The sequence below is a fragment of the Desulfobotulus mexicanus genome (assembly GCF_006175995.1).
GTDB lineage: Bacteria > Desulfobacterota > Desulfobacteria > Desulfobacterales > ASO4-4 > Desulfobotulus > Desulfobotulus mexicanus.
The window spans coordinates 1-10,663 of the sequence record NZ_VDMB01000043.1; the positions used below are offsets into that span (position 1 = coordinate 1).

Genomic DNA, 10,663 nt, shown 5'->3' on the forward strand with positions numbered 1-10,663 from the left:
ACCGCCTGGTGAATCCGGACGGTAAAACCAATTTGCCTGTTTACATCTGTACACGCCACTGACACAGGAAAAGTGGTTCACCTTAAAGGGTTCGGTTTTATTAAGCTTTTTGGGATTACAGGCAAAGATGGAACAATTGAATACTGGGCAACAAACCATCTTGATATGGATGATCTTAAGCGACTTCAACTGTCTGAATTTTCATGGAAAATCGAAGAGTATCATCGTAACCTTAAACAGTTCTGTGGAGTGGAACGCTCTCATGTAAGAGCTGCCAAAGCTCAAAGAAATCATATCGGACTTGCAATAAGGACATTCTTGCGTTTTTCGGTCTTCAGTTTCAAGACAGGCCTCAGCTGTTTTGAACTCAAATACAGAATTATCAGGGATGCTGTCAGGAAATATATGGAGCACCCAGCTTGGACTTTTGAGGCAACTGCGTAACTCCTAGTTTTTTTATCATTGCATGGCCCTTCGTTGGCACCGGAAAGATGCAAGGTTTCTTACCCGGAAAGAAAGGAGAATCCGGAGCTGGCTTGTATCGATGCGGCAGCAGGAAAAAGACCTTCTTGCCGGAAATAAAGTCCTTCTGCTAACGGGACCGGACGGCCGGATTCAGGCCGCTTCTTTTCTGGCTATCCGTATGATCGGAAAAGATCCTTCAGGAAGTTTTATTTCCCAGTTTCCCGGTGCAAGGCCTGATCTTCAGGGTAATACAATCACCACACATGTCAGAGCCGAAGGGAAAATCACCCTCTGCTGGATACCCATTTCCATAACAGGCAGAAAGTGGCGGCTGGGGCTGGATATCACCGCTTATGCAGAAAAAGAAGTACGCCTGAATACGGAAAATGCACATTTCCGTGAACTGGCAGAAGATAAATCCGATGAACTTATGATCATCAGGCGCCGTTTTCAGGAAATTTCCCAGCTGGCAACACTGGGCCGCATGACAGCGGGCATATCCCATGATTTCAATAATATTCTTTCTTCCATTCTGGGGGCTTCCCAGTTGGCCGCAATAATAGAAGATGAAAAAAGAAAAGCCCATCACCTGGATACCATTGTCACCGCAGGATACCGGGCAAGGGATCTGATTCATCAGATACTTCACTTCAGCAGGCCCGATGAAAGGGGCTTTCATGCCTTTTCACTGAAGCCTCTGATTGCTGAAAGCCTGCGTCTCATCAGGGCCTCGCTTCCTGCCCACATAGCTGTTCGGTGTCAGAATGAAGTTTCCGATGCCTGCATCCATGGTAACCCAACCCGTCTTCACCAGCTCCTAATCAATCTTATGACCAACGCCTGCCATGCCATGGAAGATAATGGCGGCATTCTTCAGCTGAATATAGAAGGCTGTACAAGGGACGGGGCAGGGTGGGTGCGTATTTCCGTAAAAGATTCAGGCCACGGTATTTCAGAGGAGATCCGTCAGCGGATTTTTGAGCCTTTTTTTACCACCCGTGCCAACAGGGAAGGCCATGGGATGGGCCTGTCCCTTGTCAGGGAAGTGGTTGAAGAGCATGGCGGTCTGATTACGGTGGAAAGCAGCCCCGGTGCCGGAGCCCTTTTCTGTATTGAGCTGCCCCATGCCGCAGAAAAGGAAGAGGGCGGGGATATGGATCAAAGGCCTTTACAGGGCAGGGGCTTTGTTTTGATTGTGGAGGATGAGAGTTCTTTGCTGCAGATATTCAAAGAGATGGTGAGCTCTCTGGGCTATGGGGTGCATGGTGTTCAGGATGCAGGAGAAGCCCTGTCATGGCTTCGGGAAAACAGCAGTCTTGTGGATTTTGTACTTATGGATTATGCCATGCCCGGCATGAACGGTCTGACACTGGCCACCCAGATACGCAGGCTTTACCCGCACCCTTCCCTGATTCTCACAACGGGCTGTCCCCACTGGATACGGTATAAGGAAATACCTGACTTCATACTGGAAAAGCCTTTTTCCATGCAGGAACTCTCCCATGTCCTGATGCAGGCCGGAAAGAAGGATGCGGTGATTCTTCATGCCCCACACCCAGAGCCGTAACCCGGTACACGCTCCTGGCCTCTGTACTTACGCTTTGGTGCGGTTGAGGTAGGGCAGGTTCGTAAAGCTGATACCGTTGGTATCTCTGGTCACGGAATGTTAAATGAAGCACCATACGGAAAAACATGTTTTTTTGAAGGTTTTCAGGCTTGCCATGGTCGCTTCCATAAGGTTTTATGGAGAACAGCAGGTCCGGAATGTAGGTGGCTGCGGAAAAAGGTGCTTCTTTGGGAGGTTTAGGCCATGAAAGGGATGGTGGTCTGACAGGAAACCATCGTATGGGAGAATCGGGCTATATTTTTTGTTTTTAAGGATTCCGCCAGATAGGAAAGGAGGTTTTCTTGAGCAGACAGCAAAAAAATATTTTATCCTCCCCGCCTCCACAGGCAAAGGGGAGACCTCGTCTGGAGCTTTCACGCTCTCCTGTCCGCTGGGTGACAGCCTGCCTTTTTTTTGCCTTTACCCTCTGGATGACCCTGCGTTTCGGCTGGACAGCGGAAGACGTTTTCTGGGCTTTCTGGGTGACATCATTTTTGTCAACGCTTTTGATTCTGCTTTCCTGCCTTGCCCTTTATCCTTTCTTTCCCCATGCCTTTACCGCAGAAAACCCAGCCGGAGAGGCTCTCACAGGAAATTCTAAATTTCTGGCCTTTGCGATTTTCTTTATTATCTGCGCCGTCTGTTTCACATGGGTGCATTATATGGCCGCCCTTCTTGCCGAAGCCTTTACGGAAAAGCCCCAGGACCGTTTTACCCTTCAGGCTATTTCAGCCATGGCAACAAGATACTGGCCCGTTCTTCTGACGGGGCTTTTTCTCCGGCTGGAGGATTTTCTTCTGATCTGCCTGCGCTTCATGGAGGAAAAGGAAGTCCCTGATCCGGAAGAAGACAGCTTTTTTGCCCTGCTCGGTCTGCCCATGGGAGGGCTTGGGGCTATGTGGATTGCCGTTGTTGTGCTGGTTCTTGCTACCGTTCTGGTGGAGATTTTTGGGTTGGGGAAAAGGGAATGGATTTTTGTACTGGTTTACGCCATTCTCTATCTTCCGATTCGTTTTCATATGCCCACGGGCAGAGAGTGTAGAGGTAAGACCTGATTCTTCAAGGGTTGCATCCCACAATATCATCGAGCCATAGGAATATTCGATGCCCACCCTGAATCAGCCATGCTTTGCAGGCCCCTTTGCTGTCAGGCTGTGATGGGGTCCGAGACCTTACCATGGCAAAGTTATTGGCATGTGACCGTTTTGTTGGCGGAAACAAGGTGGCGCTTACCGTTTTTTCTAAGCCTGCTGCCTGTGTAGATAAGCAAGTATCATCTTGGTATGTTTGTTGCTATAGGTTGTTGTATAAGAATTGTTCTGCCAGTTTGCATGATCCATGAAACTCTTTTTTAAAGGTCAGAATCAAAAGGTTTTATGGTGAAGGGAAGCATTGAAGAGACATTTTAAGAAAGGAAAAGACCATGAAAGAAAAACGGGTTCAGATGAAGGGGTGTTTTAAAAAAAATCTGCTGATTGTCATGGGACTACTGATGTTTTACTGTTCTGCTGGAGTTGTTCAGGCAGGAAATACCCGGTTTCAGGAGGTGGAAGGAAGCAATGGTTCCATTGTCCGTGACAATAATACACGGCTTGAATGGCAGCGCTGTCCCCATGGTCAGAGCTGGACAGGTTCAGGCTGTAGCGGAACAGCCTGGGAAGGACCCTGGGATTATGCAATGCGGATAACAGCTTCGGCTGGATTTCGGGTTCCGACCATTGATGAGCTGAAAACTCTTGCTCCATATGATCAAAATATTTTTCCTGGTGTTTATGGGTTCTGGTCTTCCTCGCCCTATGCCTACGACAGCGACTATGCGTGGTACCTCAGTTTCAGCTACCGCCATGTCTACGGCAACTACAAGAGCTACGCATACCGGGTGCGCCTCGTGCGCGGCGGACAGTGATTTTGGTTTTTTGCCAGCAAGAGCTGGATTTTCCATGAATTCAAAAGAGGCAGGGAACTTGTTGATAAAAGAAAGGCTTTACGGTTTTTCAAGAACTGTAGAGCCTTTTTTCTTTAAAGGTTTTGCCCCATCCTTTTTATAATTGGAACCATCGATAAAGAGCTTGCAGAAGAGCTCCGTTTTCTTGCCAGCCATGATCAAGTAAGAAAGGCTTTGCGGGAGATCATTGACATGCCTGATCGCCTGATGGATTTGTTTATTCAGCTCTGCCTTCAGAATAATGGCAGGCTTTCAGTTAGAAAAAGAGCGGCTTTTTTTGAGTTTTTGGCAGACGAAGAGCTCTTTGACATGGAGCAGGCGGTTCAGGAGGGAGATATTCTCCATGGAAAACATCCTGTATAAAGCTGCTCGGCTTGAATATTCATGGGAAAATGCCCTTGATAAAATGTTTTCCGGAGAAAATGCAGATGTGTATGAGAAGGCAGATCTTCCAGCGGCATGAATTTCTGGCAGGGTAGGGCGGGGAGTTTCATAGTATTCAATTGCAGCAAAGAACTCTCTTTCAGCAGCTTCATGAAAACCATATTTCATTGTGCAAATCTTTTCTTTATTTTTTCAAATACTTCTTCGCCGGGAATGAGCTTTGCTTCCCCACGTTTTAACTCCTGAGATCTTCGCTCGACTTCTTCAGACCATGCCTGATCAATATCGGACCGGGCCGATAAGTTGGTGCTGATAAGCAATTTGTCTATGAGTAGCAGGCGGTCATCGATTGGAAGATTAAGGGCCTGCTCGTATATCTTTTCAGCGGATTCTGTCATGTGCCGATCCTCCTTTTTGTATTCATTATATTTTTTTAATGATTTCAGTTCAAGTTGAAAATTTCAGGAAGACCATCATAACAGAAAAGCCATGAAAATTTCATTAAAGACCAATGAAGGAGGTGTAAAAGATGAGGTGATGCAGTTCTGACCCATCTTCATGAACGGAGGTTCCTTTGTCCTGCCTCAAGAATCCCCCCGGCCTTTTTATGGAAAAAACCGCCGGAGACCTTTCCCCTGAAGCCCTTCGCCAGCGCCTTGAAATTCCCCCCGGAGATGAAAACCTTACAGCGTTTCAGCCCTTTGCTGCGGGCGATATTACCTGTGGCGTGGAAAATGAGTTTCAGGCTCTGGTGGAAGGAAGCGCTGAAGACGTGGATCTGCCCTGCATGATCCGTGATTCCAACTTCTTTAAAAATATCCTGAAAAGAAGTCTTTCAGGGGAGCTTCCGGAAGAACATGCCGAAAGCATGAAAAGGTTTCTTTCGGACAACAGGGATCAGATATGGGAAAATTCCTGGGTTCGTTTTCCTGAAAAAAAACTTTCCGCCTATGCCCTGCACCTTTTTCACATGGATCTGCGGGCAGATAAGAAAAAAAGCGACAGCCCTCTGCGTAGCGACACCCACCAGTTTGTCTTCATCCATAATCAAGAAACATGGATAAGAGTTCCCGTCAGCTATTTGCTCAAGCTGTCCCTGGCAGATATCATCGGCGGATCACCGGATATGCATCCCATTCTGAAGGTTACGGCCAGCAAAATGATGGATCATTTTTTATGCGATAATACCTCACCGGAAGTTCTTTCCTTTCATCCCGTTAACCTCACTTCGGGCAAGGGTGCGGCAGATGCCATTGCGGGAGAAACCCTGAAACGCTTTTTTTTGTGCCAGCTTCTTCTGGCCCATGCCAATGAGGCCTTCGGACTTCTGGAAACGGGACAGAAGGCGGCCTTGTATTTTGCCTCCCATCCGCCCCTAAGGCAGAAAGCCCTGAATGATATGATTTCCGATGGTTTTTACCGGGAACTTTTCATGAATCCCTGCCTTTCGGGCTGGGATCAGGGCGAATCCAAAAAAGGATATATGGGACTCTGCCATGAGGTGCTTTCCCGCAGTCAGCTCAATGCCGTTAAAAAGCTCAAGGAATGCGGCATCATTACAAGAAATCTTGTGGTTTTGCCCAATACATCCAACATCTGCCTTGCCAACAACGGTACCCACATTTCCATGGGCAGCCGCAGGCTCTCCCGGCTCATGGCCGATCCCGCCGCACCCCTTGGCCAAAGGGATGAAAAATGGATGGGTGATTTCATCACCAAAATAACAGAGCATTTTCTGCCCCTTTTCGTAGGAACCTATTCCGCAACGCCCTACCGCCTGGATTTTGAGGATTTTCATCCTGAGCAGGTTCTGGGTTTTCTTCCCCATGAGCTGGACTTCACCCACCTGCGCATGATCTGGCGGCGCTGGAAGAAAAAGGCAAAAAATCATATTGCAGGCAGATCCCTTACACCCTTCGGACCGCCATGGCTGGACAGAAATATCCGTAAGGCATTCCGATTCAAGGGGGATCTTGTACCGGATTTCAGGCTTCTGGATTATCCCGTGGCCCTGCTCAGTACGCCCAGTTCTCCTGCGCTGGACGGAAGCCCCGGCAATCAGGAACTTCTGCTGAAGGATCTTGGAGATTCCGGGGCCTTTGATCCGCGCATGTCCATGTACCTTCCCTATCGCATCAGGCCCTTTGATAAAATGGGTTTTTCCGGATTTGAAGGCCGCCTGTACAGCACCTTTCCCGCCATCGGCCACGACATGGGCAAAGCCGCCCGGCTGCAGGCCCTGATCACGGCTCTGGGTTTTCAATACCTTCTTTCCGGGAGGTACGGCCATTCGGACATTCCGGATACGCCCTTTGTGGAAAGTGAGCGAAGGCAAGTGATCTTTGCTGCGGCCATAGGGTTGCCCACGGTGTATTTCCGTTCCGATACGCCCAATCTTTTTCTTAAGGATCTTTTTCCCCTCATCAGGGAAACCCGCATGAGCCGCCGTTATCCCGGCTATCTCAGGGTTCCCCTTCCATCCCTGATGACAGCCTTCCATGAAAAAATCATGCAGGACGGGGCCGCCCTGATCGAGGCCCATGGTGCAGCGGATCTGATGGAAGATCTCCGCATGCGCCTTGTCCATCCGGGATTTTCTGCTTCTGCGAGGCTTCAGGCTCTCATTCAGGAAGAGACGGGAGGGAAGAGGCCGGAAAAACAGCCTGCGGAAGTTTTTAACCGTGCTGCGGAAACCTGCTATCGCACCCGGCTGAAAGAGGCCCATATACGTGAAGCTGTCCGCTATTTTGCAGAAGATCTGTCCCGCCTTGAAAACTGGGCCTTGTTCAGGGATGCCGCCTCAAGGGATGCTCTGGCCTCCATCACCCGTAAAGGGAGCATTTCCGGCATCATTGCTTCCCTGAACCGCAGGCAGGGCATAAGTCTTTTTACATCCAAAGAGAGGCTGTCCCTGATTCAGCTCCTTATTCTTTCCACATACAACGACAAAAAACACTTTGAGGCTTCTCCATGAGTTTTTCCCACCACTATCTGGAACGCCATACGGGAAAGAAAATGAAGGAAAAATTCTTTGCCGATCCTCTGGTGCGTTTTCTCTACCATGAAGTCCGGGAAAATGCCCCGTGGCTCTTTTCTGCCTTCACCTCCCCTGTGGCAAGCCGCATTCTGGGGGCCGTGAACTATGACCTTCCCTTTTCATCGCCAAAAAGGCTTGGGCAGATGATCCGGGATCTTGAAATAAATATGGAAGAATGTCTTGAACCGGCCTCCCTTTGCAGCCCCAGAGCACTTTTTGAAAGAAAGATTTTCTATGAAAGATACAGGCCCATGGAAAAAGATCCTTTTGTCATTGTTTCGCCTTCGGACAGCCGCATGCTGCCCCTGAATCTTTCTCCATCGGCCCTGATTCCCGTGAAGGGTAAATTTTTTGACTTGCCGGAGCTTTGCGGAAACCGGCCATGGCATGCTGTTTTTTTGGACGGGAAGGCCGCCGTATTCCGCCTCACGCCGGATAAATACCATTACAACCATGTACCGGTCAGCGGACGGGTGGAGGAAATATTCATGACGGACGGGCGCTGCCATGCCTGCCATCCCGATGCCGTGGTGCGGGAGGTCAGTCCCTTTTCCCGGAACCGCAGGCTCATTACCCTCATCAACACCGATGTACCCGGTGGCAGCGGGATGGGTCTTGTGGCCATGGCCGAAGTGGTGGCCCTCATGATCGGTGGCATCCGTCAGGCCTGTAGCGAAAGGGCTTACGATAATCCAAAAGCCCTTCTTCGCGGCATGTTTGTCCATAGGGGATGGCCAAAAAGCCTGTTTTATCCGGGCAGTTCCACCGTTGTTCTTTTGTTTGAAAAGGATCGTATGAAATTTGACAGGGATCTTGTCTCCAACAGCCTGCGCAGGGATGTACCAAGCTGTTTCAGCAAAGGCTTTGGCTTAAGCCTTGTGGAAACTGAGGTGAAGGTGAGGGAAAGTATAGGAAGGGGTTTACAGGCGTAGGTCTGTTTTTCTCCCCGTCCCCGCGGAGGGTGGTAGAGGCTTTTATTGAATGTCGAAAGGAAGATTCATGTTTTCATTGTTTTTTATGCTTGTTCTGGCCTTTGTCCTGCTGGTTCCTGCCATCTGGGGGGTGCGCTGTCTGCCATCGGAGAAGTACCAGATGCTGGCCGCCTTTCCTATACAACACCTTGAAAATGGATCATGGAAGGGCATGAACCTTACCTGGTATGGATTGTTGAGCGCATCGGCCTATGTGCTGGGTACGGCTCTGGGCCTTGTTCTCCTCCGGGCATCGGGAGCGCCTTTGTGGGCCTGCGGTCTCACTGCCATGGTGCTGCTTTGTATCTGTGTTCCCGCATCCCGCTGGATTGCAAGGATTGTTGAGGGCAAGCGGCATACCTTTACCGTTGGCGGAGCTTCCTTTTTGGGAATTCTTCTGGCTCCATGGGTTCTGGTTGGCGTGAATATGCTGATTACCCGTTACGGGTATCCTTCAATTCCGGCGGTTTCCGCACTGGCTGCCATGGCCCTGGCCTATACCTGCGGGGAAGGCATGGGAAGACTTGCCTGCCTGAGTTTCGGCTGCTGCTATGGAAAACCCATACGCAGTCTTTCTCCTGAAAAGGCCCGTTTTTTTAAGCCCATGGCCATCATTTTTCATGGGAAAACCAAAAAAATCAGCTATGCCCATCAGCTGGACGGAGAAGCTGTCCTGCCGGTTCAGGCCCTCACCCTCTTTATCCATATCTTCCTTTGTCTCGCAGGTCTTGGATTTTTTCTTGGCGGAAAGCCCCTGTGGACAGTCTTTCTGTGTCTTGGTGGTACCCAGATCTGGCGTGTGCTTTCCGAATTCCTGCGGGCGGATTACAGGGGAGAGCAGGTTTTTTCTGCCTATCAGATCATGGCCCTTTCCACGCTTCCCTATATCTTTTTATGCCTGAAACTGCCTGTTTTTTCTGAGAAGATGGTCTTCGTGCCGGACCTTAAGGCCGGGCTGGCTCTGCTCTGGACACCGGAAGTATTGACAGGACTTTTTCTTCTCTGGATTCTCACTTTTTTCTATACGGGCCGCAGTACGGTCACGGGTTCTGAGCTGCGTTTTTTTGTGCATGGAGACAGGATATAAATTTTTTTGAATATCAATTTCATTCTCTGTGGCATCTCTCCAGCTTTTCATTTTTTTGGAACCACGAATAAACACGAATGGACACAAATAAAATTCATAATACAATCCTTTGCCATTCAAGCTTTGGTTTTTTGAAATTGAGAATCAGGCCCACTCTCAAGTTTGTAATTCTAAGGTAGTTTAATATTTGGGTGTGTTGTATATTTTCAATGGTTTTTGTGTCAACTATGATCTGTTCAAAAACAATAAGGTCAGGAATATATTCACCCACTCTGATAGTTTTATAAACAACATCAAAACGTTGTTGTTTAAGGTGGACCCCTAAGTCAAGACTAAAAGTCCATGAATTTAAGCTACACACTCAATTATATCCTCGACAGGATCAGGCTGTCCCGGATTGGTTTTTTCAGTGGGTGTTCCCCCTGGCCCTATTTTACCAGGGGGGGCACCCACTGTTTGAGAAAACTTATCAATGATCATTGCTCCGCCGCCTTCACCGGTTCTGTATACATCATCTGGAATCTTATCCCTCAGACCCTTATGAGGCCGTTCTCCGTTATACAATGTAAAATACGCTTTCAGGCCAAGAGTCAATTCAGGTATGGTTCTGTAATCTTTCAGATAAACATCCTCATACTTGACATTTCTCCAGAGTCTTTCAACGAAAATATTATCAAATGCCCGACCGCGTCCATCCATACTGATTGTAATGTCTTCCCGGTTCAAAATTCCTGTAAATTGAAGGCTTGTGAACTGTGAACCCTGGTCACTATTGAAAATTTCTGGTTTCCCATGATTTCTTAAACATTCTTCAAGGCAATCGACACAAAATGCAGTATCCATGGTATTGCTGATTCTGTAGCTCAGAACCTTGCGGCTATACCAGTCCATGATTGCAACAAGATAGACAAACCCATTGAGCAGGCGAATCCTGAAAATCGGATAAAGCGTACATTCTAAGCCCAAAAAGCAAGAAAAAAGCACGGTTTAGTTGAAAAACCGTGCTTTTTTCTTGCTTTTTTTACGTGTGCGCATTATAGTTATGCGTACACTTTAAAGAAGGATTTACGCATGGCTAAACCAATAACAGGAAAAACTCACATCGGTGAACGACGTGAAAAGCGTGCGAATGGAGATATTTATATCTATGAAAGGGTTACGGCCTACG

The 10,663-nt window shown here is 48.4% G+C and carries 9 protein-coding genes and 2 pseudogenes; 8 read left to right on the plus strand and 3 right to left on the minus strand.

The window, feature by feature from the left end:
- The 5 genes and pseudogenes from FIM25_RS16300 to FIM25_RS17225 form a co-directional block, all read left to right on the plus strand.
- A pseudogene (locus FIM25_RS16300) lies at window positions 1–444 on the plus strand (IS701 family transposase); the annotation flags it as partial.
- Between the two features lie 100 nt (window positions 445–544).
- Window positions 545–2,032 carry a hybrid sensor histidine kinase/response regulator gene (locus FIM25_RS16305; protein ID WP_179953469.1) on the plus strand — a complete coding sequence of 496 codons (1,488 nt, stop codon included), beginning with the start codon at window positions 545–547 and terminating at the stop codon, window positions 2,030–2,032.
- Window positions 2,033–2,373: 341 nt separating this feature from the next.
- Entirely contained in the window at window positions 2,374–3,126 is a 753-nt protein-coding gene (locus FIM25_RS16310; RefSeq protein WP_139450921.1) for a hypothetical protein, read from the plus strand.
- Window positions 3,127–3,494: 368 nt separating this feature from the next.
- Window positions 3,495–3,977 carry an Lcl C-terminal domain-containing protein gene (locus tag FIM25_RS16315; protein WP_139450922.1) on the plus strand — a complete coding sequence of 161 codons (483 nt, stop codon included), beginning with the start codon at window positions 3,495–3,497 and terminating at the stop codon, window positions 3,975–3,977.
- A 231-nt stretch (window positions 3,978–4,208) separates the two neighbouring features.
- A complete protein-coding gene (locus tag FIM25_RS17225; protein WP_179953470.1) occupies window positions 4,209–4,379 on the plus strand; it encodes a hypothetical protein in 171 nt (56 codons plus the stop codon).
- Window positions 4,380–4,564: 185 nt separating this feature from the next.
- Here FIM25_RS17225 and FIM25_RS16320 read toward each other — a convergent pair whose 3' ends face one another.
- A complete protein-coding gene (locus tag FIM25_RS16320; protein ID WP_139450923.1) occupies window positions 4,565–4,798 on the minus strand; it encodes an addiction module protein in 234 nt (77 codons plus the stop codon).
- A 176-nt stretch (window positions 4,799–4,974) separates the two neighbouring features.
- Here FIM25_RS16320 and FIM25_RS16325 point away from each other — a divergent pair, with 176 nt between their 5' ends.
- From FIM25_RS16325 to FIM25_RS16335, 3 genes are all read left to right on the plus strand, one after another.
- On the plus strand, window positions 4,975–7,374 hold the full coding sequence (locus tag FIM25_RS16325) for a hypothetical protein (protein ID WP_139450924.1): 2,400 nt from the start codon (window positions 4,975–4,977) through the stop codon (window positions 7,372–7,374).
- Window positions 7,371–8,369, plus strand: a complete 999-nt coding sequence (locus FIM25_RS16330; RefSeq protein WP_139450925.1) for a phosphatidylserine decarboxylase — start codon at window positions 7,371–7,373, stop codon at window positions 8,367–8,369. Before FIM25_RS16325 ends, FIM25_RS16330 begins: the two co-directional genes overlap by 4 nt.
- 67 nt (window positions 8,370–8,436) lie before the next feature.
- Entirely contained in the window at window positions 8,437–9,495 is a 1,059-nt protein-coding gene (locus tag FIM25_RS16335) for a prolipoprotein diacylglyceryl transferase family protein (RefSeq protein ID WP_179953471.1), read from the plus strand.
- Window positions 9,496–9,589: 94 nt separating this feature from the next.
- On the opposite strand, the gene FIM25_RS17940 is transcribed toward FIM25_RS16335, so the two are convergent.
- Both FIM25_RS17940 and FIM25_RS16345 read right to left on the minus strand, forming a co-directional pair.
- Window positions 9,590–9,856 carry a GxxExxY protein gene (locus FIM25_RS17940; protein ID WP_139450927.1) on the minus strand — a complete coding sequence of 89 codons (267 nt, stop codon included), beginning with the start codon at window positions 9,854–9,856 and terminating at the stop codon, window positions 9,590–9,592.
- A gap of 101 nt (window positions 9,857–9,957) precedes the next feature.
- Window positions 9,958–10,425 (minus strand): annotated as a pseudogene (locus FIM25_RS16345) (transposase); the annotation flags it as partial.
- Window positions 10,426–10,663: the final 238 nt, after the last annotated feature.

Bases quoted from the DNA above. Each gene is read 5' to 3' on its own strand.
- FIM25_RS16305 (WP_179953469.1), top strand. From the start codon at position 545: ATGCGGCAGCAGGAAAAAGACCTTCTTGCCGGAAATAAAGTCCTTCTG.
- FIM25_RS16315 (WP_139450922.1), top strand. From the start codon at position 3,495: ATGAAAGAAAAACGGGTTCAGATGAAGGGGTGTTTTAAAAAAAATCTG.
- FIM25_RS17225 (WP_179953470.1), top strand. From the start codon at position 4,209: ATGCCTGATCGCCTGATGGATTTGTTTATTCAGCTCTGCCTTCAGAAT.
- FIM25_RS16320 (WP_139450923.1), bottom strand. From the start codon at position 4,798: ATGACAGAATCCGCTGAAAAGATATACGAGCAGGCCCTTAATCTTCCA.
- FIM25_RS16330 (WP_139450925.1), top strand. From the start codon at position 7,371: ATGAGTTTTTCCCACCACTATCTGGAACGCCATACGGGAAAGAAAATG.
- FIM25_RS16335 (WP_179953471.1), top strand. From the start codon at position 8,437: ATGTTTTCATTGTTTTTTATGCTTGTTCTGGCCTTTGTCCTGCTGGTT.